This is a genomic window from Cupriavidus agavae (genome assembly GCF_004217045.1).
Taxonomy (GTDB): Bacteria; Pseudomonadota; Gammaproteobacteria; order Burkholderiales; family Burkholderiaceae; genus Cupriavidus; species Cupriavidus agavae.
In genome coordinates this window covers 204,128-224,609 of the sequence record NZ_SGXM01000001.1, presented here as the reverse complement: position 1 = coordinate 224,609, position 20,482 = coordinate 204,128, and the positions used below count along the sequence as shown (strand labels likewise).

The window sequence follows — 20,482 nt, the reverse complement described above, 5'->3', positions numbered from 1 at the left end:
GCGGAAGGGACATCCGCTATTTCCCCGACTCTGATTGTCTGCCGGAGCAAACGTTCCCGAGGTGCCGCCAACGCCATCTAGTCGGGGGCCGCCACGGCGCCGGCCGGCACCGAAGCGGCGTTCAGCACACGCAGTTCGCGCTGCGGATACGGGATCGAGATGCCATGTTCCTGGAACGTGCGCCAGATCGCCCGGTTCATCGCCGACTGGACGCCGAGCTTGCCATTCTGGGGATCGGCGATGTTGACGGCCACTTCGTACTCGATGCCGCTGTCCGCGAACGCCACCAGGAACGCCGTTGGCACCGGATCGGCCAGCACACGTGGAATATCGCGCACACAGCGCTGCAGCAGTTCGATCACCGTCTCCGGGTCGGCAGCGTAGTCGGCCTGCACCCGCACCGCCACGCGCACGTTGGTACCCGAGAACGAATGGTTCTGCACCGCCTGCGCCACGAGCTGCTCGTTCGGCACCAGTGTCTCGCCGTCGCCGTTGCGCACCACGGTGTAGCGCGTGCGGATCTGCGAGACGATCCCGGTGTACTTGTCCACGGTAATCTGGTCGCCCAGCGTGACCGAGCGGTCCAGCAGGATGATGAAGCCCGAGATGTAGTTGCTGGCGATCTTCTGCAGGCCCAGCCCCAGCCCCACCCCCAGCGCGCCGCCGAACACCGACAGCACGGTCAGGTCGATGCCCACCAGCGACAGGCTCAGCAGCAGCGACACCAGCAGCAGCAGCGCCTTGGTCACGCGCGTGAGTACGACCTTGAGGTTGGCGTCGAGGCTGCGCGCCCGCATCAGGCGCTCTTCGAGCCACGAGCCAAACCACATCGCCACCAGCACGGTCAGCAGAATCCAGACCACGCCCATCAGCGCATCGGCAATGCTGATCGGGTGCTTGCCACCCACCGGGAATCGTACTTCCTCCATCCAGCGGATCACGTCGGGCAGCAGGCCCACCACGTACAGCGCCATGCCGATCCAGACCAGCGTGGTCAGCACCTTCTCCAGCAGCACCAGCATGCCGTGCAACTGGCCGCTTGCCGAAATCACCCGGCGCAGCACGTAGAACGCGATATAAAGCGATGAAATGCCGAACAGCGGCACCAGCGCCAGCCGCAGCACGCTGACCGAGACAAACGGCGCCAGCGCAAAGCGGGCCACCAGCACCAGCACCCACCCGAACAGCGGGAACATCGCCCGCTCCAGGCTCACGGCCGCCAGGCGCAGCGCGAAGCTGGAATCCTCGTGGCGCGCCGCCAGCCGCCGGACCACGTAGCGGGCCAGCGGCCACGCCACGCCCAGGCAGGCCACCAGCACCCCGATCTGCCAGAAGAAGCCCGGACCACCGGCATCGTGCAGCAGGTCGTCGAGCATCTTGCCCAGTACGGAGTGGGAGCGGGCCAGCTCGGCCAGCGAAAGTTCGTTCATCGCGTGCAATCAGCGCTCAACGTGGTCTCAACGCGTCCGTTCAAGGACGGCAGCGAAGAAGCCGTCAGTCTGGTGGACGTGCGGATACAGCGCCAGCATGCCGCCTTCTGCCGGCAAGTTCGGAACATCGATCTTCTGCTCGGCCAGCACCTCGGCTACCGGTACGAGACGGAAATTCTCGTTGCGCGCGAGGAAATCGGCCACGATCTTCTCGTTTTCGGCGGCGATCACGCTGCAAGTGGCGTATACCACACGTCCGCCACCCTTCACGAGCTTGGCGGCAGCGTCGAGGATGGCAGCCTGCTTGGCCGTCAGCTCGGTGATCGATTCCGGCGTCTGGCGCCACTTCAGATCGGGATTGCGGCGCAGCGTGCCGAGCCCGCTGCAAGGTGCGTCCACCAGCACGCGGTCGATCTTGCCGGCCAGACGCTTCACCTTGGGATCGCGCTCGGAGTCGATCAGCACCGGATGCACGTTCGACAGGCCGCTGCGCGCCAGGCGCGGCTTGAGGTTGGTCAGGCGTTTCTCGGAAACGTCGAACGCATACAGGCGGCCGGTCGAGCGCATCTGCATGCCCAGCGCCAGCGTCTTGCCGCCCGCGCCGGCGCAGAAGTCCACCACCATTTCGCCACGCTTCGGCGCCACCAGGTGGCATAGCAGCTGGCTGCCTTCGTCCTGCACCTCCACGCCGCCATTGATGAACAGCGGCAACTGGTTCAGCGCGGGCTTGCCCTTGAGGCGGATGCCGGCCGGCGCCATCGGGGCGGGCTCGGCGGCAATGCCGGCCGTCTCCAGTTCGGCCAGCGCTTCCTCGCGCGACAGCTTGGCAGTGTTCACACGCAGGTCGAGCGGGGCCGGGCGCAGCCACGCATCGCCGAGCGCCGCGGTGAACGGTTCGCCGTGCTGCGTGACGAGTTCGTCATAGAGCCATTCCGGCAGGTTGGCGCGCACGCGCGGCGCCAGGCTCGACCGCTCGATCGTCGTGAGGCGATCCAGCCACTCGGACTCGTCCGGGTACAGGAACGGCGTCAACGTGTCGCGGCCCAGCGTCGATGCCAGACCCAGCAGACCCAGCCGCCGTGTGGCGGATCCGGTGCCGCTTTCGGCAAATTGACCAAATTCGACGCGTCTACGCAACACTGCAAAAATCGCTTCAGCAATGATTCCGCGGTCACGATGGCCAAGTTTGTTATTTTCTCGGAAGTAGTAGCTGACCACGGCATCCGACGGACGCGCGAACAGCAGCACCTTGCCGAGCAGCCGCTCGATATGTTGCAGGTGGAACGCCTGCAGGCCGCCCGGATGGCGCGGGCCGTCGGCGCCCGGCGCACGCGCCTGGCGGATGGGACTGCCCTTGCCCTTGCTGGAACGCGGGCGCTGGCGGTTGTCCGGGGAAGTTGCGGGATTGCGACTCATGGCTGTTTTCCTGCCGCTGTGGGCGAGATGGCCATGAACCATTGGGGTTCGGCCGGTTGAACTTGAACAATACCGTCCTGCACGTGCAGGCGGTCTTCGACAAACCAGCGCACTGCGCGCGGGTAGATGACATGTTCGCTATCGAGCAGACGATCGGCCAGCGATTCAGGGGTATCGCCTGGCAGAACATCGAGCGCGGCCTGGATCACGATCGGGCCGTGGTCCAGTTCCGGCGTGACGAAATGTACCGTCGCGCCGTGCAGCTTCACGCCCGCTTCGAGCGCCTGGCGGTGCGTATGCATGCCGGGGAAGCTCGGCAGCAGCGACGGATGCACGTTCAGCATGCGCCCCGCGTAGTGCTCGACGAACTCCGTGGTCAGGATGCGCATGAAGCCGGCCAGCACGACGAGGTCGGGCTGGTGGGCATCGATGGCATCGCGCATGGCGGCATCGAACGCGGCACGGTCGGGGTACTGCTTGTGGTCCACCACACCGGTGGCAATGCCGTGGCCGGCCGCGAATTCAAGGCCCGAGGCATCGGGCCGGTTCGACAGCACGGCGGCCACGCGCGCCGGCCATCGCTCGGCTGCGCAGGCCCGGACGATCGCTTCCATGTTGGAGCCGCGCCCGGAAATCAATATGACAATATTTTTCATCGCCGCGATTCTACCAAGCTGTGGTGCAAACGCCCGCAAAGCATGCACATTAGGTACTTAATTACCGCCAAACGCGCACGGGGCAACGCTCTCGGGTTTAATTGCAACATGAAACATCACGGTGCGACGGATTGTGACGCGCACCCCGCTCTGTTAGAGTGGTCCCTACGTCCACGCGCCGGATCTTCGGATTACGGTGACAACAAGGACGAAACGGGAAATTAGACGGGAATACGCATGTCGAACGCTGCACCGACTCTGTTGGTGGTCGATGATCATCCTATGGCTCTTTCCGGCACCACCGCGTTTCTGGCGGAGGTGATGCCCGACGTTGCAGTCCATGCTGCCGGCAGCGCCAAGGAAGCTCTCCACTCGCTGAACCAGGGACTCCGTCCCGATATCGTGCTGCTGGATATCTGGCTGAATGATGGCACCGGCTTCGACGCCATGCAGGCATTCAAGACCGTGATCCCCGGCGCACGCTTCATCTTCATGTCCGCCGAAGCCACGCCCGAAATCGTCGGCCGCGCCCGCGCGCTGTCCGCGTGCGGCTTCGTCGGCAAGCATCTCGACGCCAACGCCTTCACGGCCGCCGTACGCAAGGTACTGGCCGGCGACACGAGCTTTCCGACCGACGAGGCGCTGTCCGGCCGCGCCCAGTCCTTCGGCCCCGCGCACGGCATTCCCGTGACGCCGGCCGAGCTGGGCCTGACGCCGCGCCAGGGCTCGGTGCTGGCGCTGGTGCTCGAAGGGCTGCCGAACAAGGTGATCGCGCGCAAGCTGGGACTGACCGAGAACACCGTCAAGGAACACGTTTCCGCCATTCTGCAACGCCTGGGCGTGCGCACGCGCATGCAGGTCATGTCGCGGATGGAGCGGTTCCGGCTGCGGCAGTAAGCGGTTTTTCTGGCCGTTTTACGATGTCTGGTTCACACCGCCGTGAGCCAGCGCCGCAGCAGCATGCGCAGGTTGGCCGGGTCCACCGGCTTGGGCAGCACGAAGTAGCCCGCATCCTCGGCCGCCAGCAGCGCGGCCGATTTCAGATCGCCGGTCAGCAGCGCGCTGCGCGCTTGCGGCTGCGTGGTCTGCCACCGTTCCAGCAGGTCCAGGCCGTTCTCGTTGCCGGGCAGGCGCAGGTCGCAGAAGATGATGTCCGGCTTGAGGCCCTTGGCGAACAGCGCGTCGGCCTCCTGCCCGTGCGCGGCGCACGCCACGCGTATGCCCCACGCTTCCATCAGCGCAATCCACGCCTTGCGGATCTGGCTGTCGTCATCGACCACCAGCACCGTGCCGCGCAGCCGATCCTGGCGCGCCTCCTCGGCCTGCGCGTTCTTGCGCATCGCGCGCACGCTGGCCACGGTCTCGGCCGGCACCGGCGCCAGCGCGAACCAGAATACCGAGCCCTTGCCAGGCACCGAACGCACGCCGTACGTCCCGCGCATCAGCCGCACGCACTCCTTGAAGATCGCCAGGCCCAGGCCGAGCCCCTGCGAGGGGTCGCGCTGCGGATTGTGGACCTGGTAGTACGGCGAGAAGATCTCGGGCAGGTGTTCGGGCGTGATGCCCGCGCCGGTATCCCAGACCTCCACGCGCACATGCTTGCGCCGCTGGCGGGCTGTCACCAGGATGCCGCCGCGCTTTGTGTAACGCAGCGCGTTCTGCACGAGGTTGAACAGCGCGCGGCGCAGCAGCACCGGCTCGGCCATGCCATAGAGTTCGTCGGGCACGCGCGGGGTCAGCGTCAGGCCGCTTTCGCGCGCATCGGCGGCGAACTGGCCCATCACGTCGTGGATCAGCGCATTGAGTTCGCACGGCTCCAGCGTCGGCAGCACCTTGCGGCCTTCGAGCTTGGAAAGGTCGAGCAGCGAGCGGAACAGCAGGTCGATGGTCTGCGTGCCGGCGGCCACCTGCTCCACCAGCGGATGCAGCGCGGTGGACTGGTTGCGCGCACGCAACGCCTCGACCAGCATCACCAGCGCATGGACCGGCTGGCGCAGGTCGTGGCTGGCGGCGGCCAGGAAGCGCGATTTTTCCTCGCTGGCGTGCAGCGCACGCTCCTTTTCTTCCTGGAACTGCTTGGCCAGCCGGCGGCTCTCCGATTCGAGCTGGATGGCCCGGACCAGCGTGTGCTGCAGGTTCAGCGAATGGCGCGCCAGCATCAGCGCGTAGACCACCAGCAGGATCTGCACGTAGCCGCCATGCCCCGGGAAGGCAAAGTCGGCCAGCAGGATGTTGGGCACCAGGATCGGCACGCCGGCGAAGACCAGGTTCGACGGGATCGGCGATTGCGACGTGGCGCCCCCGGCCAGCACGCCCAGCGTGAGCAGGTAGAGCACCGCCGAGAACACCATCGAACTGGTATAGAGGTGCAGCAGCGCGGAGCTGCCCCAGGTCAGGCCGGTCAGGAAGGCGATGGCGCGCATGTGGTTCCACCACTTGCGCGTGTGCGCCGAACGGCTCATCTTGCCGCTGTCGCGCTTGAATCCCACATAGAACCAGCTACCGGCCGCCGTGAGCACCAGCATGGTGGCGCACCACAGCAACAGCGCCATCTGGTTGGCTTCGTACCAGAAGGCCCAGGTGGTCAGGCCGGGCAGCAGCACCGACGACGCGATGGCCGTGGGGGAGACCCGATGCACGGTCACCAGCAGCTTGGCCCGCGTTTCGGTGTCCAGCTGCGGGCCGGGCGGCGGCAGGAGCTTGTTGAGCAGCGCGTTCAAGGAGGCAGGCTCGGGAGGCGGATGGCGACCGACTGTTGCGGGAATCGCGCGGTTTATGTTCGGAATGGCGCATATCATGCCGCCTTTCGCAGCGCCGCGCCATCGTCGGGCGGCCCTGTCCACCACAATTTCGCCATTTTTGGCGGCTTGCCCACACCAGCGCCGGCGGGTGGCCCGCAATTCGGGGAACCACGGGGCAAGGCGGGCCATTCGCCTTATAATGCTCGCTTTCCCTAAAACGCTCGTCCGCCGTCCTCGTGAAAGTCTTCCGCGGCCTGCCCAACGCCGAAAGCCGGGCGCCCTGCGCGCTCACCATCGGTAATTTCGACGGTGTGCATCGCGGCCACCAGTCGCTGCTCGCCCGCGCCCGCGCGGCCGCCGATGCGCGTGGCCTGCCGCTGTGCGTGATGACGTTCGAGCCCCATCCGCGCGAGTTTTTCGCGCCCGAACACGCTCCCACCCGGATCGCCCTGCTGCGCGACAAGCTCGACGCGCTGCGCCGCAACGGCGTGGACCGCGTGGTCGTGGAGCATTTCAACGCCCATTTCGCCGCCCAGTCGCCGCAGCAGTTCGTCGAGAACGTGCTCTGGAACGGGCTGCACGCGCGCTGGGTGCTGGTGGGCGACGACTTCCGCTTCGGCGCGCGCCGCGCCGGCGACTTCGCCTACCTGCAGGAAGCGGGCCGCGAGTTCGGCTTCGACGTGGAGCAGATGGGCTCGGTCTCCGAAGGCGGCATCCGCATCTCCAGCTCGGCGGTGCGCCAGGCGCTGGCCGAGGGCGACCTCGAACACGCGCGCCGGCTGCTGGGCCACGGCTACGCCATCAGCGGGCACGTGATCCACGGCCGCAAGCTGGGCCGCAATCTCGGCTTCCCCACGCTGAACCTCAAGATCTCGCACAAGCGGCCCGCCGTGAACGGCATCTTCGTGGTGCAGGTGCATGGCATTGCCGACCACCCGCTGCCCGGCGTGGCGAGTATCGGCGTGCGGCCGACCGTCGAGGATGCCGGGCGCGTGCTGCTCGAAGTGCATCTGTTCGACGTCAGCGAGAACCTCTACGGCAAGCTCGTGCGCGTGGAATTCATGAAGAAGCTGCGCGACGAGGAACGGTTCCACACGCTGGAGGCCCTGACCGCCGCCATCGCGAAGGATGCCGACGATGCGCGCGCGTTCTTCGGCCTGTCGGCGCCCGAGGCGGGCAGCGGCCGGCGCGACTTTGCCACCTCGGCCACCGACCGAATTAGCTAGCGGCCGGCAGCGCGGTGCAGACCCTGCCCCGCCGCCGGACCCGCCCTGCCTCATCCGAAATGACACGCGCGGCGGCCATCCGCCAGCCGCGCCCCACGAATTGCCCCGAGAATCGAACATGTCCGACGACAAACGCGCCAAGCCCGAAAAAAGCAAGTACCCGGTGAACCTGCTGGATACCCCGTTCCCGATGCGTGGCGACCTGCCCAGGCGCGAGCCGCTGTGGGTCAAGCAATGGCAGGACAAGCAGCTGTACAAGAAGATCCGCGCCGCGCGCAAGGGCGCGAAGAAGTTCGTGCTGCACGACGGCCCCCCGTACGCCAACGGTGACATCCACATCGGCCACGCCGTAAACAAGGTCCTCAAGGACATGATCATCAAGGCGCGCGGGCTGACCGGCCTCGACGCGGTCTACGTGCCGGGCTGGGACTGCCACGGCATGCCGATCGAGATCCAGATCGAGAAGCAGTTCGGCAAGGGCCTGCCGGTGCAGGAAGTGCAGTCCAAGGCGCGCGCCTACGCCACCGAGCAGATCGCCCGCCAGAAGAAGGATTTCGAGCGCCTGGGCGTGCTCGGCGACTGGGACAACCCGTACCTGACCATGAACTTCAGCAACGAGGCCGACGAGCTTCGCGCGCTGGGCCAGATCATGGAGAAGGGCTACGTGTTCCGCGGCCTGAAGCCCGTGAACTGGTGCTTCGACTGCGGCTCCGCGCTGGCCGAGGCCGAGGTGGAGTACAAGGACAAGGTGGACCTGTCGATCGACGTGGGCTTCCCGTTCGCGGACACCGACAAGATCGCCCAGGCGTTCCACGTGCCGCTGGCCTCGCTGGAAGGCAAGCCGGGCTGGGTGGTGATCTGGACCACCACGCCGTGGACCATCCCGTCGAACCAGGCGCTGAACATGCACCCGGAAGTGGAATACGCGCTGGTGGACACCGCGCGCGGCTTCCTGATCCTGGCGAAGGACCGCGTCGAGGAACAGCTCAAGACCTACGCGCTGGAAGGCACGGTGGTGGCCACGGCACGCGGCGATGCGCTGTCGGAGGTGCGTTTCCACCATCCGCTGGCCAAGATGGATGCCGGCTACGCGCGCACGTCGCCGGTGTACCTGGGCGACTACGTGACCACCGATACCGGCACCGGCATCGTCCACTCGGCCCCGGCCTATGGCGTGGAGGATTTCCAGTCGTGCAAGGCCCATGGCATGCCCGACGCCGACATCATCAGCCCCGTGATGGGCGATGGCGTCTACGCCAGCACGCTGCCGCTGTTCGGCGGGCTGTCGATCTGGGATGCGAACCCAAAAATCGTAGAAGTACTACGTGAGTCGGGCAACCTGTTCAACTCGCACAAGTACGAGCACAGCTACATGCACTGCTGGCGCCACAAGACGCCGATCATCTACCGCGCCACGTCGCAGTGGTTCGCGGGCATGGACGTGACGCCGGTGGACAACAGTGCCACGCTGCGCGAGACCGCGCTGGCCGGCATCGACAACACCGAGTTCTTCCCGGCCTGGGGCAAGCAGCGCCTGCACAACATGATCGCCAACCGGCCGGACTGGACGCTCTCGCGCCAGCGCCAGTGGGGCGTGCCGATGGCGTTCTTCGTCCACAAGGAAACCGGCGCGCTGCACCCGAACACCCCGGCGCTGCTCGAAGAAGTGGCAAAGCGCGTGGAAAAGAGCGGCATCGAGGCCTGGCAGTCGCTCGACCCGAAGGAACTGCTCGGCGACGACGCCGCGTTCTACGAGAAGAACCGCGACACGCTCGACGTCTGGTTCGACTCCGGCACCACGCACTGGACCGTGATCCGCGGCTCGCACCGCGACGAGCTGTACGATCCGTCCGCCGACCAGCCCGACGGCCGCCTGGCCGACCTGTACCTCGAAGGCTCGGACCAGCACCGCGGCTGGTTCCACTCGTCGCTGCTGACCGCCTCGATGCTGTACGGCAAGCCGCCCTACAAGGCGCTGCTGACGCACGGCTTCACGGTCGATGGCGAAGGCCGCAAGATGTCCAAGTCGATCGGCAACACCGTGGCGCCGCAGGACATCTCGAACAAGATGGGCGCCGAAATCATCCGCCTGTGGGTGGCCTCGACCGACTACTCGGGCGAACTGTCGATCTCTGACGAAATCCTGAAGCGCGTGGTGGAAGGCTATCGCCGCATCCGCAACACGCTGCGCTTCCTGCTGGCCAACCTGACCGACTACGACCACGGCAAGCACGCGCTGCCGGCGTCGGAGTGGCTGGAAATCGACCGCTACGCCGTGGCGCTGACCGGGCGCCTGCAGGTGGAGGTGCTGTCGCACTACCAGCAGTACGAGTTCCACCCGGTGGTGGCCAAGCTGCAGACGTTCTGCTCGGAGGATCTCGGCGGCTTCTACCTCGACGTGCTCAAGGACCGCCTCTACACCACCGCAGCCGGCTCCCGCGAGCGCCGCGCGGCCCAGAACGCGATCTACCACATCACCCAGGCGATGCTGCACTGGATGGCGCCATTCCTGTCGTTCACGGCCGAGGAAGCCTGGCAGATCTTCGCCCACGGCACCGAGCACACCGACACCATCTTCACGAGCACGTACTACGACGTGCCGGCCGTGGACGAGGCGGACAACCTGCTGCAGAAGTGGCACGAGATCCGTACCGTGCGCGCCGAAGTCACGCGCCAGCTCGAAGCGGTGCGCGTGGAAGGCGAGATCGGTTCGTCGCTGCAGGCCGAGGTCACCATCGCGGCCGGCGGCCCGGTGCTGGCCGCGCTGCAGAGCCTGGACGACGACCTGCGCTTCGTGCTGCTGACTTCGGCGGCCAAGGTCACGCCGGCCCCCGAGGGCGGCGACCTGCTGGTCACCGTCACGCCGTCGTCACACGCCAAGTGCGAGCGCTGCTGGCACTACCGCGCCGACGTGGGCCACAACCCGGCCCACCCCACCCTCTGCGGCCGCTGCGACAGCAACCTGTTCGGCGCCGGTGAACACAGGAGCCACGCCTGATGGCATCGTCTTCCACCCGTTCCACGCGGCCGGCCCCGGCGCGCAGCAAGAAGAAGGGCAGCACCAACGTCACCCCGCTGCTGTGGATGGCGTTTGCCGCGCTGGTGGTGCTGCTCGACCAGTTCTTCAAGGTCGTGATCTCGCGCTCGTTCACCTACGGCGAGTCGCGCCCGGTCACGAGCTTCTTCAACCTGGTACTGGTCTACAACAAGGGCGCCGCGTTCAGCTTCCTGGCTGACGCGGGCGGCTGGCAGCGCTGGTTCTTCACGCTGCTGGCCGTGGTGGTGGGCGCCTTCATCGTCTGGCTGCTGTACCGCCACACGGGCCAGAAGATGTTCTGCCTGGCGGTGTCGCTGATCCTCGGCGGCGCCATCGGCAACGTGATCGACCGCATCCTCCACGGCCACGTGATCGACTTCCTGGATTTTCATCTGCGCAACATGCACTTCCCGGCTTTCAATGTGGCGGACTGCGCGATCACGGTAGGCGCGGTGCTGCTGATCGTGGATGAGTTGCGGCGGGTGAGGCGGCACTAAGCCTCGCCTCCGCTGACAGTGTTCTCCCCTCTCCCGCGCGCGGGAGAGGGGAGCAAAACCAACCCGCCCCCCCAGCACACCTCCCCCGCCAGCGGTATCATGCGGAACCCCCGATTTCTGAAGAGCCCTTCCCCATGGATCTGCGCGGCAAGCACATCGTCCTTGGCCTGACTGGCGGCATTGCCTGCTACAAGTCGGCCGAGCTGGTCCGGCTGCTGACCAAGGCCGGTGCCACCGTGCAGGTGGCCATGACCGAGGCGGCGACGCATTTCATTACGCCGGTCACGATGCAGGCGCTGTCCGGGCGGCCGGTGTACCTCTCGCAATGGGATGCGCGCGTGGACAACAACATGGCGCATATCGACCTCTCGCGCGAGGCCGACGCCATCCTGATCGCCCCGGCTTCCACCGATTTCCTGGCCAAGCTCGCCAACGGCCTCTGCGACGACCTGCTGACCACGCTCTGCATCGCCCGCGAATGCCCGCTGCTGGTGGCGCCGGCGATGAACCGCCAGATGTGGGCGGCGGCACCCACCCAGCGCAACGCGGCGCAACTGCGCGCCGATGGCGTGGCGATCCTGGGTCCGGGCACCGGCGACCAGGCGTGCGGCGAGATCGGCGACGGGCGCATGCTCGAACCCGAGGAACTCGTCGAAGACCTGATCGCGTTCTTCCAGCCCAAGCCGCTGGCCGGCAAGCGCGTACTGATAACTGCCGGCCCGACCTTCGAGGCGATCGACCCGGTACGGGGCATCACCAATCTCTCGTCGGGCAAGATGGGGTTCTCGATTGCCCGCGCCGCGCGTGAAGCGGGCGCCGACGTGCGGCTGGTGGCTGGCCCCACCGCGCTGCCCACCCCGCGCGGCGTGGCGCGCACCGACGTGCGCAGCGCCCAGCAGATGCACGACGCCGTGATGGCCCAGCTTCGTGATGTCGATGTCTTCGTGGCCGTGGCCGCCGTGGCCGACTGGCGGCCGGCGGAAGTCGCGCAGCAGAAGCTCAAGAAGGCCAACGATTCCGATACGCCGACGCTGGCGTTCGTGCAGAACCCCGACATCCTGGCCGCCGTGGCCGCCCGCGCCGATGCGCCCTACTGCGTGGGCTTCGCGGCCGAGAGCGAGAACCTGGAGCAGTACGGCGAGCAGAAGCGCCAGCGCAAGGGCGTGCCGCTGCTGGTGGGCAACATCGGCCACCACACGTTCGGGCTCGATGACAACGAGATCGTGCTGTTCGATGCCAACGGCATGACGCGGCTGCCGCGCGCCGACAAGCTGTCGCTGGCGCGCGAACTGGTGGGTGCCATCGGCCAGCGCCTGCCGCGCAAGCCTGTCTGAGACCGTCCGAACCCATCCATCATGAGCCCTGCCGAGACCCCCCACCGCCCCAGGCTGCGCCTGTCCGTGCTCGACCAGAGCCCGGTCATCCACGGCCATACCGCACGCGACGCGCTGGCCGCCACCGTCGAACTGGCCCAGATGGCCGACGACCTCGGCTACACCCGTTACTGGTGCGCCGAACACCACGGCCTGCAAGGCGTCTGCAACCCGGCGCCCGAAGTCATGCTGGCCCGCCTGGGCAGCGTGACAAAACGGATCCGGCTGGGCTCGGGCGGCGTGATGCTGCCCTACTACAGCCCGTTCAAGGTGGCCGAGCAGTTCCGCATGCTCGAAGCGCTGTTCCCGAACCGGATCGACCTTGGCGTGGGCCGCGCGCCCGGCGGCGACATGCGCACCGCGCAGGCCGTGGCCATGGGCCAGTACAACCGGGGCGACCAGTTTCCGCAGCAGGTCCAGGATCTGGCGTTTTTGCTACGTGGAGAGGTGCCGGCCGACCACCTGGCCGAAGGCGTGCTGCTGCAGCCGGCCATCGACACCCACCCGGAGCTGTGGGTACTGGGATCGAGCGATTTCGGCGGTGCGCTGGCGGCCCGGATGGGCCTGCGCTTCGCGTTCGCGCACTTCATCAACGCCCACGGCGGCCACGCCGTGGCGCAGCAGTACCGGCAGGATTTCGAGCCCGGCTATCACGAGCAGCCCTACAGCGCCGCCGCGATCTTCGTGATCTGCGCCGATACCGGGGCCGAGGCGGCCGCGCTGGAGCGGGCCGTCGATATCCGCCGGCTGCAGATGGCCTACGGCGTCAACGCGCCGATCCCGTCGCTGGCGCAGGCGGACAGCTACACGCCCACCGAGCGTGACCGGCTGATCATCGAGCGCGAACGTCCGCGCACGATCTGCGGCACGCCGGACCACGTGGCCGAGCGCATGCTGGCGCTGCGCGACCGCTTTGCCGCCGACGAACTGGTGGTGCTGAGCGTGGCCGCGTCGTATGCCGCGCGCCGGCGCACCTACGAGCTGCTGGCCGAGGCATTCGAACTGGGTGCCTGAGATCGGCGGGCCGGGCGCGGTATCATGCCGCCTTCGTCCGCAGGAATCCGCACTCATGACCGTCACCGCCAACCCCACCGTCGAAATCAAGGTTCTCGACGCCCGCCTCAATGACTGGGGCCTGCCCGCCTACCAGAGCGACATGGCCGCGGCCATCGATCTCCACGCCTGCGTGGACGGCCCGCTGACCATCGCCCCCGGTACCGCCGCCCAACTGGTGCCGGCCGGCATCGCCGTGCACATGGGCAATCCGTACATGTGCGCGACCATCGTGCCGCGCTCGGGCCTGGGCCACAAGAAGGGCCTCGTGCTCGGCAACTCGATCGGCGTGATCGATGCCGACTACCAGGGCCAGATCATGGTCAGCGTGTGGAACCGCAACGCGCCCGGCACCGAGCCCATCGTCATCCAGCCCGGCGAACGCATCGCCCAGATGATGTTCGTGCCCGTGCTGCGGCCGGTATTCACGACGGTAGAGGAATTTTCCGAGGATTCGGTGCGTGGTGCCGGTGGATTTGGGTCCACGGGCGTGGCGCATGTGAAGGCGGGTTAAGTTTCTTCCCGCTGATGTGATGCTCCCCTCTCCCGCCATGCGGGAGAGGGGAGAAAACAATGGGATATGGGTGAGACTCAGCGCTGTTCGAAAACCAGCGTCACGCCGTTGGCGTGCTCCCCCGGAATCACCGACACCGTCGCCGACACATCCTCCGGCCGCACGCCGTTCGCACGCCAGTGCGTCCGAGCCCGCTCCAGATCGTCCGTCATCAGCCGAATCGCCGCGTAACCCGCCGTCGCGTGCAGCCCCGGCACGTCAGCCGCATCGGCCAGCGCCTGGGGTGCCGTGACCACAAACGAAGCCCCGGCGATATCAAGCATCGCCATTTCGCCAGAAACGTGGGTCATCGCGCCGCCGGTCAGCGTCGCGTAGGCATTCGCCGTGCGCGCCACCTCGCCGGCTTCCACTACCAGATACGTCGCGGCAATCGCCGTGGCGCCATTGGCGTGGGCCGTCCACTCGGGCCGCCACAGCAGTTCCGGGGTACGGTGTTCACAGACGAAGTAGCGGGCGCCCGGCGCGTTGTCGAGCGCCGTCACGCGGAACGTGGCGGGATGCTCGCTGCCGTCGTCGAGACGCACGGGACGCGAGAATTCGATCGGGTCGGACGGCTGGAAACCCGCCGCCCGCAGCCGGTCGGCGGTAGCAAACGCGTCGCGGCTCTTGCACGACATCGCCGCGCAGCCATCGCCGCGCTGCTGGGCGTCCCAGTAATACTGGCGGCTCGGGCTTGGCGCGGTGACGTGGAGCAGTTCCAGATAGTCGCGCGCCAGCATGATGCAGTGGTTCTGCGACCCCAGCGTGTGGAAGCCGCGCGGCGTCAGCGTGAAGCCCAGCGCCTGCCAGCGGGCCACGGCGGCATCGAGATCGTTGCAGACGATGACGGCGTGGTCGAATGGTTCGGACACTTGCAAGGCCGCCCCGCTCATTCGAACTGGATATTGGCCTTGCGGGCCACGGCCTGCCACTTGTCATGCTCGCGGCGCACCAGTTGGCCCAGTTCGGCCGGCGTGCCCACGGCGATCTCGAAGCCCTGTGCGGTCAGCGCCTCCACCACCTTCGGCTGCCTGATCGACGCGGCAAACGCGTCGTGCAGCCGCGTGACCTGGTCCGCGGGCAGGTTGGCCGGGCCGAAGACCCCGATCCACGAATACGCCTCGAAGCCCTTGAAACCCTGCTCGGCCACGGTCGGCACCTGCGGAAGCTGCTTGATACGGTTCGTGCCGGTCACGCCGAGCACCTTGATCGTCTTGGCGGCCACATGGGCCTGCACGGCCGCGTAGCTGCTGAAGAACACGTCAACCTCGCCCGACAACACCGCCTGCACGGCCGGGCCACCGCCCTTGTAGGGCACGTGGAGGAATTTCACGCCAGCCTCGGTGCCGAGCGCCTCGGCGGCCAGCTGGTTCAGACTGCCAATGCCCGACGAGGCGTACCGCACGCCATTCGGATTCGACTTCGCCAGTTCCACCAGTTCGCGCACGTTAGATGCCGATACAGCTGGGTTCGCGGCAATAACGAGCGGAAAGCGCACCAGCTGGCTGATTGGCGTGAAGTCCCTGAACGTATCGTACGGCAGGTTCTTGTACGCGAACGGGTTGATGGCGTGGGTATCGAACGCCATCAGCAGCGTGGTGCCGTCCGGCTTGGCCCGGGCCACGTTGCTGCTGGCGATCAGCCCGCCGGCGCCCGGCTTGTTGTCTACCACCACGGTCTGGCCCAGCGCGGCCTTGAGGCCGGGCTGCAGTTGCCGCGCCACGATGTCGACGCTGCCGCCCGGCGGGAACGGCAGTACCAGCGAAATCGGCCGGGAGCTGGCGCCATGTTCGGCGGCCTGGGCGAGACCGGACAGCGCCGCTACGGGCATGGCGCCCATCGGCAGGGATTTCAGCAGCAGGCGGCGCAACCGCATGCGGTCGGGAGAGGACATCGCAAACTCGGGCTAGACGGCCGGGGGCCGCGGGGCAGAAAAGAAAAGGGCGGCATGCCGCCACCCGGTATTTTGCCCGATGATCGCCCAGGCTGCCCGGCCTCCATCGCTGATCGCCCAGAAACTGGAACAATCGGCAGTCGCCGGACGAAAAAACGGCCGGGACAAACCCGGCCGTCATTGGCGCTCGCTACCCGCTCCGGTCCGTGCTTCAGACCTCGGCGCGCTCCTCGGTCTCGCCCGTATCGGGCGGCTCCGGATCGCCTTCGGAGAAGGTCAGCTTGATCTGATCCTCGGCGTCCAGATCCACGGCCACGCGACCGCCGGTCACCAGCTTGCCGAACAGCAGTTCGTCGGCCAGCGCCTTGCGGATCATGTCCTGGATCAGGCGCTGCATCGGCCGCGCGCCCATCAGCGGGTCGAAGCCCTTCTTCGCCAGATACTTGCGCAGCTTTTCCGAGAAGCTGGCTTCCACCTTCTTCTCGTGCAGCTGCTCTTCGAGCTGCATCAGGAACTTGTCCACCACGCGCAGGATGATTTCCTCGTCCAGCGCACGGAAGCTGATCGTCGCATCCAGGCGGTTGCGGAACTCCGGCGTGAACATCCGCTTGATGTCCGCCATCTCGTCGCCCTGCTCGCGCGCCGTCGTGAAGCCGATGGTCGCCCGGTTCATGGTCTCCGCACCCGCGTTCGTGGTCATGATGATGATCACGTTGCGGAAATCCGCGCGCCGGCCGTTGTTATCGGTCAGCGAGCCATGGTCCATGACCTGCAGCAGGATGTTGAAGATGTCCGGATGTGCCTTTTCGATCTCATCGAGCAACAGCACGCAGTGCGGCTTCTTGGTGACGGCCTCGGTCAGCAGGCCGCCCTGGTCGAAACCGACATAGCCCGGCGGCGCGCCGATCAGCCGGCTCACCGCATGGCGCTCCATGTATTCGGACATGTCGAAGCGCAGCAGTTCGATGCCCATGATGAACGCGAGCTGCTTGGCCACTTCGGTCTTGCCCACGCCCGTGGGGCCCGAGAACAGGAACGAGCCGATCGGCTTGTCGGTCTTGCCGAGGCCGGCCCGCGACATCTTGATCGCCGAAGCCAGCGCCTCGATGGCCGGGTCCTGGCCGAACACCACCGACTTCAGGTCGCGCTCCAGCGTCTGCAGCTTGCTGCGGTCGTCCTGGTTCACGCTCTGCGGCGGGATGCGTGCGATGCGCGAGACGATGTCCTCGATCTCGTTCTTGCCAATCGTCTTCTTCTGCTTCGACTTCGGCAGGATGCGTTGCGCCGCGCCCGCTTCGTCGATCACGTCGATCGCCTTGTCCGGCAGGTGCCGGTCCGTGATGAAGCGTGCCGACAGTTCGGCCGCCGCGGTCAGCGCCGACGCCGCGTACTTGACGCCGTGGTGCTCCTCGAAGCGCGACTTCAGGCCGCGCAGGATCTGGATGGTCTGGTCCACCGACGGCTCGACGATGTCGATCTTCTGGAAGCGGCGCGACAGCGCGGCGTCCTTCTCGAAGATGCCCCGGTATTCGGTGAACGTCGTGGCACCCACGCACTTGAGCTGGCCCGACGACAGCGCCGGCTTGAGCAGGTTGCTGGCGTCCAGCGTCCCGCCCGACGCGGCGCCCGCGCCGATCAGCGTATGGATCTCGTCGATGAACAGGATCGCGTTCGGATTGTCCTTGAGCGACTTCAGCACGCCCTTGAGGCGCTGCTCGAAATCGCCGCGGTACTTGGTGCCCGCCAGCAGCGCGCCCATGTCCAGCGAGTAGACCACCGCCTTCTCAAGGATGTCGGGCACTTCGTTCTTGGTAATGCGCCACGCCAGCCCCTCGGCGATGGCGGTCTTGCCCACGCCAGCCTCGCCCACGAGCAGCGGGTTGTTCTTGCGCCGGCGGCACAGCACCTGCACCACGCGCTCGACTTCGCTGTCGCGGCCGATCAGCGGATCGATCTTGCCGGCCTTGGCCAGCGCGTTCAGGTTCTGGGTGTACTGTTCCAGCGGGCTTTCCTTGCCGTCGCCGCCCTCGCCTTCCGGATTGCCCTCGCCGTGCTTGGCCGGCTCGGCCTGGTCCTTGCGGATACCGTGGCTGATGAAGTTGACCACGTCCAGGCGCGTGACGCCCTGCTGCTGCAGGTAGTACACCGCGTGGGAATCCTTCTCGCCGAAGATGGCCACCAGCACGTTGGCGCCGGTCACTTCCTTCTTGCCGTTCGAGGTCGACTGCACGTGCATGATGGCGCGCTGGATCACACGCTGGAAGCCCAGCGTGGGCTGCGTGTCCACCTCGTCGGTGCCCGGTACGACCGGCGTGTTGTCGGCGATGAAATTCTTCAGGCTCGTGCGCAAGTCCTCGATATTGGCCGCGCACGCTCGCAGCACCTCGGCTGCGGTGGGGTTGTCGAGCAACGCCAGCAGAAGGTGTTCCACGGTAATGAACTCGTGGCGCGCCTGGCGCGCCTCGACGAAGGCCATGTGGAGACTGACTTCCAATTCTTGCGCAATCATGCTTCCTCCATCACGCACTGCAGCGGGTGGCCCGCCTGCCGCGCATGGGTTGATACAAGCTCGACCTTGGTTGCCGCGATATCCCGTGTGTAGATACCGCAGACGCCCTTGCCTTCCCGGTGCACGGTCAGCATGATCTGCGTAGCCGTTTCCCGGTCCCTGCTGAAATACTGCTGCAGGATCATCACGACAAACTCCATCGGAGTGTAGTCGTCATTGAGCAGGACCACCTTGTACATCGCCGGCGGCTTGAGCTGCTGCTCCTTCCGCTCGATGACAGTGCCTGCTTCGCGTTGGGGGGTGTTCGCCAGCCGTGTCGCCATGGCTTTTATTCTAACCCTTACTCACAAGTCTGCAATTTGGGGAACTGGGCCCTTATTCAAGCCCCGCACCTACGAAATATCCGGGCGTGCGCGAACGCACAGAGGTGCGCGCCGCGCACGCTCCCGGTGCATCCGGCCGGCCTGCCGCCAACGTACGCCAACACCATGCACCACGCCGGCAAAGCGTACCATCTGCGGCCGTTTCAATCCCGCCACACCCCACGCCCAGTGGGGAATCTGCCGGATTGACAGCCTGTGCCTTTACCGAAAGAATCGATTGCACATCCGGCATGGGCCCGCGAGCCAGGCATACAGGCCCGTCCGGATGTTTCCGTGAGCAGGGAGGCCCACGACCGGCGCCGGTCCGCCATTTTCGCCGATCTTCGGATTGCGCGTATGGATGGCCGCGCGAAACCCGATGCGCCGCGCATTTCCGATGCGTGGCGCCGGCGGTTTTCGGCTGGCCATCGGTTTCCCCGCTTGAAATCAGTTACTTCGTTGGGGGAGTTTATGGCTAGCGGTATCGTCAAATGGTTCAATGACGCCAAGGGTTTCGGCTTTATCAAGCCGGACGACGGCGAGGAAGAACTGTTTGCGCACTTTTCGGCAATCCAGATGTCCGGTTTCAAGACGCTGAAGGAAGGCCAGCGGGTGGTGTTCGAGGTCGTGCAGGGCCCCAAGGGCAAGCAGGCCACGAATATCCAGGAAGCCCACTAAGTGCGCCGCGGCCGAGCGCGCCGGTAGAGCTGCGTCGGCCCATGCGGATGCGGAGGGATCGCACCCTTCGGAACGGGATCCGGCGCCGTACCGGGCAATGACCGGCACGGCGCACTGAAAGGCAGTACGCCAGGCATCCGGCGAGACGCCCGGCACATGTGAACCATGTGCCGGGCGTTTCTGTTTCTGACACTTCTGACACCCGAGTTTCAGGGATTTGCGATTTCCGGGCGGTGCGACGCTACCTAAACTCAAGCTCGCTCCGACGGCATGGTCCGCCATGCCCCCGTTTTGAAGAATCTACGAGGCTCCGAGATGAAACGATCGATTGCGTTCGCCCTTTGCACATTCATGTTGGCCGGCGCGGCCCAGGCCGCGGGACACCGCACGGAATGGGGCTATGCAGGCCCGCACGGCGCGGAACACTGGGGCGATCTGGAGGAATCGTTCGCCGCGTGCAAGAAAGGCCAGTTCCAGTCGCCGATCGACATCGTCACCACCACGCGCGTGACGCATGACACGATCGGCTTCGACTATCGCCCGACCAGCGCCAAGGTCGTCAACAATGGCCACACGATCAAGGTCGTGCCTGCCAAGGGCGGTTCGGTCCACCTGCCGGACGGCGAGTTCGACCTGCTCCAGTTCCACTTCCACTCGCCCAGCGAAGTCACTTTCGACGGGCGCGCCTATCCGTTGACCGCACATTTCGTCCACCGCAACGCGGCGGGCCAGCTGGCCGTGGTGGCGGTGCTGTTCCGGCAGGGTGCCAACAATCCGATCCTCGCCCCGGTGTTCTCGGCCCTGCCGCACGATCGCGGCGACCGGAACAAGATCGAACGGCTCAATGTGTCGGAACTGCTGCCGGTGAGCCGGAACTACTACGCATTCGACGGCAGCCTGACGACGCCGCCCTGCACCGAAGGCGTGAAGTGGTATGTGCTCAGGGAGCCGGTTGAAGCGAGCGCTGGCCAGATCGCAGCGTTCCGCGAGATCTATCCGATGAACGCCCGCCCTACCCAGCCGCTGCACGGCCGGGCGGTCACGGGCTCGGAATAAG

The 20,482-nt window shown here is 66.4% G+C and carries 17 protein-coding genes; 9 read left to right on the top strand and 8 right to left on the bottom strand.

Annotation, left to right across the window (positions count from 1 at the left end; translation table 11 throughout):
* Window positions 1-77 precede the first annotated feature (77 nt).
* From EV147_RS01050 to purN, 3 genes are read right to left on the bottom strand one after another with little or no spacing between them, the layout of a single operon-like run.
* Window positions 78-1,430, bottom strand: coding sequence for a mechanosensitive ion channel family protein (locus tag EV147_RS01050; RefSeq protein WP_130389283.1), 1,353 nt, complete (start codon window positions 1,428-1,430; stop codon window positions 78-80).
* Between the two features lie 27 nt (window positions 1,431-1,457).
* A complete protein-coding gene (locus EV147_RS01045) occupies window positions 1,458-2,846 on the bottom strand; it encodes an RsmB/NOP family class I SAM-dependent RNA methyltransferase (RefSeq protein WP_130389282.1) in 1,389 nt (462 codons plus the stop codon).
* Window positions 2,843-3,502, bottom strand: a complete 660-nt coding sequence (gene purN, locus EV147_RS01040) for a phosphoribosylglycinamide formyltransferase (RefSeq protein ID WP_130389281.1) — start codon at window positions 3,500-3,502, stop codon at window positions 2,843-2,845. Before purN ends, EV147_RS01045 begins: the two co-directional genes overlap by 4 nt.
* Before the next feature lie 237 nt (window positions 3,503-3,739).
* Here purN and EV147_RS01035 point away from each other — a divergent pair, with 237 nt between their 5' ends.
* A complete protein-coding gene (locus tag EV147_RS01035; protein ID WP_130389280.1) occupies window positions 3,740-4,399 on the top strand; it encodes a response regulator in 660 nt (219 codons plus the stop codon).
* Between the two features lie 32 nt (window positions 4,400-4,431).
* Here EV147_RS01035 and EV147_RS01030 read toward each other — a convergent pair whose 3' ends face one another.
* Window positions 4,432-6,222 carry an ATP-binding response regulator gene (locus EV147_RS01030; protein ID WP_130389279.1) on the bottom strand — a complete coding sequence of 597 codons (1,791 nt, stop codon included), beginning with the start codon at window positions 6,220-6,222 and terminating at the stop codon, window positions 4,432-4,434.
* A 257-nt stretch (window positions 6,223-6,479) separates the two neighbouring features.
* On the opposite strand from EV147_RS01030, the gene EV147_RS01025 reads away from it, so the two are divergent.
* The 6 genes from EV147_RS01025 to dut all read left to right on the top strand — a co-directional run bounded on the left by EV147_RS01025 (window position 6,480) and on the right by dut (window position 13,943).
* Complete coding sequence (locus EV147_RS01025; protein WP_130389278.1) at window positions 6,480-7,469, top strand: bifunctional riboflavin kinase/FAD synthetase; 990 nt, start codon at window positions 6,480-6,482, stop codon at window positions 7,467-7,469.
* A 118-nt stretch (window positions 7,470-7,587) separates the two neighbouring features.
* Window positions 7,588-10,467 (top strand): isoleucine--tRNA ligase, encoded by a 2,880-nt coding sequence (gene ileS / locus EV147_RS01020; RefSeq protein WP_130389277.1) that lies wholly within the window; start codon window positions 7,588-7,590, stop codon window positions 10,465-10,467.
* A complete protein-coding gene (gene lspA / locus EV147_RS01015) occupies window positions 10,467-11,003 on the top strand; it encodes a signal peptidase II (protein ID WP_130389276.1) in 537 nt (178 codons plus the stop codon). The genes ileS and lspA overlap by 1 nt, the downstream gene beginning before the upstream one ends.
* A gap of 134 nt (window positions 11,004-11,137) precedes the next feature.
* Window positions 11,138-12,337, top strand: coding sequence for a bifunctional phosphopantothenoylcysteine decarboxylase/phosphopantothenate--cysteine ligase CoaBC (gene coaBC, locus EV147_RS01010; protein WP_130389275.1), 1,200 nt, complete (start codon window positions 11,138-11,140; stop codon window positions 12,335-12,337).
* 21 nt (window positions 12,338-12,358) lie between these two features.
* Window positions 12,359-13,390 (top strand): LLM class flavin-dependent oxidoreductase, encoded by a 1,032-nt coding sequence (locus EV147_RS01005; RefSeq protein ID WP_130389274.1) that lies wholly within the window; start codon window positions 12,359-12,361, stop codon window positions 13,388-13,390.
* A 55-nt stretch (window positions 13,391-13,445) separates the two neighbouring features.
* The gene (gene dut / locus EV147_RS01000) at window positions 13,446-13,943 is read left to right on the top strand and encodes a dUTP diphosphatase (protein WP_130389273.1); all 498 of its coding nucleotides are present in this window, start codon (window positions 13,446-13,448) and stop codon (window positions 13,941-13,943) included.
* Window positions 13,944-14,020: 77 nt separating this feature from the next.
* Here the strand turns inward: dut and EV147_RS00995 are convergent, their stop codons facing one another.
* From EV147_RS00995 to clpS, 4 genes are all read right to left on the bottom strand, one after another.
* Window positions 14,021-14,875, bottom strand: a complete 855-nt coding sequence (locus tag EV147_RS00995) for a VOC family protein (protein WP_130389272.1) — start codon at window positions 14,873-14,875, stop codon at window positions 14,021-14,023.
* The gene (locus tag EV147_RS00990; RefSeq protein WP_198680154.1) at window positions 14,872-15,876 is read right to left on the bottom strand and encodes a Bug family tripartite tricarboxylate transporter substrate binding protein; all 1,005 of its coding nucleotides are present in this window, start codon (window positions 15,874-15,876) and stop codon (window positions 14,872-14,874) included. The genes EV147_RS00995 and EV147_RS00990 overlap by 4 nt, the downstream gene beginning before the upstream one ends.
* 211 nt (window positions 15,877-16,087) lie before the next feature.
* On the bottom strand, window positions 16,088-18,385 hold the full coding sequence (clpA, locus tag EV147_RS00985) for an ATP-dependent Clp protease ATP-binding subunit ClpA (protein ID WP_130389271.1): 2,298 nt from the start codon (window positions 18,383-18,385) through the stop codon (window positions 16,088-16,090).
* On the bottom strand, window positions 18,382-18,708 hold the full coding sequence (gene clpS / locus EV147_RS00980; protein ID WP_160472928.1) for an ATP-dependent Clp protease adapter ClpS: 327 nt from the start codon (window positions 18,706-18,708) through the stop codon (window positions 18,382-18,384). Before clpS ends, clpA begins: the two co-directional genes overlap by 4 nt.
* A gap of 510 nt (window positions 18,709-19,218) precedes the next feature.
* On the opposite strand from clpS, the gene EV147_RS00975 reads away from it, so the two are divergent.
* Entirely contained in the window at window positions 19,219-19,425 is a 207-nt protein-coding gene (locus EV147_RS00975; RefSeq protein WP_130391146.1) for a cold-shock protein, read from the top strand.
* A gap of 315 nt (window positions 19,426-19,740) precedes the next feature.
* On the top strand, window positions 19,741-20,481 hold the full coding sequence (locus EV147_RS00970) for a carbonic anhydrase (protein ID WP_130389270.1): 741 nt from the start codon (window positions 19,741-19,743) through the stop codon (window positions 20,479-20,481).
* Window position 20,482 lies beyond the last annotated feature (1 nt).

Excerpts from the sequence above, each read along its gene's own strand:
- ileS (WP_130389277.1), top strand. The coding sequence starts at position 7,588 with ATGTCCGACGACAAACGCGCCAAGCCCGAAAAAAGCAAGTACCCGGTG.
- EV147_RS01045 (WP_130389282.1), bottom strand. The coding sequence starts at position 2,846 with ATGAGTCGCAATCCCGCAACTTCCCCGGACAACCGCCAGCGCCCGCGT.
- EV147_RS00970 (WP_130389270.1), top strand. The coding sequence starts at position 19,741 with ATGAAACGATCGATTGCGTTCGCCCTTTGCACATTCATGTTGGCCGGC.
- dut (WP_130389273.1), top strand. The coding sequence starts at position 13,446 with ATGACCGTCACCGCCAACCCCACCGTCGAAATCAAGGTTCTCGACGCC.
- EV147_RS01050 (WP_130389283.1), bottom strand. The coding sequence starts at position 1,430 with ATGAACGAACTTTCGCTGGCCGAGCTGGCCCGCTCCCACTCCGTACTG.
- clpA (WP_130389271.1), bottom strand. The coding sequence starts at position 18,385 with ATGATTGCGCAAGAATTGGAAGTCAGTCTCCACATGGCCTTCGTCGAG.
- EV147_RS01005 (WP_130389274.1), top strand. The coding sequence starts at position 12,359 with ATGAGCCCTGCCGAGACCCCCCACCGCCCCAGGCTGCGCCTGTCCGTG.
- coaBC (WP_130389275.1), top strand. The coding sequence starts at position 11,138 with ATGGATCTGCGCGGCAAGCACATCGTCCTTGGCCTGACTGGCGGCATT.
- purN (WP_130389281.1), bottom strand. The coding sequence starts at position 3,502 with ATGAAAAATATTGTCATATTGATTTCCGGGCGCGGCTCCAACATGGAA.
- lspA (WP_130389276.1), top strand. The coding sequence starts at position 10,467 with ATGGCATCGTCTTCCACCCGTTCCACGCGGCCGGCCCCGGCGCGCAGC.
- EV147_RS00975 (WP_130391146.1), top strand. The coding sequence starts at position 19,219 with ATGGCTAGCGGTATCGTCAAATGGTTCAATGACGCCAAGGGTTTCGGC.
- EV147_RS01035 (WP_130389280.1), top strand. The coding sequence starts at position 3,740 with ATGTCGAACGCTGCACCGACTCTGTTGGTGGTCGATGATCATCCTATG.
- EV147_RS00995 (WP_130389272.1), bottom strand. The coding sequence starts at position 14,875 with ATGAGCGGGGCGGCCTTGCAAGTGTCCGAACCATTCGACCACGCCGTC.
- EV147_RS00990 (WP_198680154.1), bottom strand. The coding sequence starts at position 15,876 with ATGTCCTCTCCCGACCGCATGCGGTTGCGCCGCCTGCTGCTGAAATCC.
- clpS (WP_160472928.1), bottom strand. The coding sequence starts at position 18,708 with ATGGCGACACGGCTGGCGAACACCCCCCAACGCGAAGCAGGCACTGTC.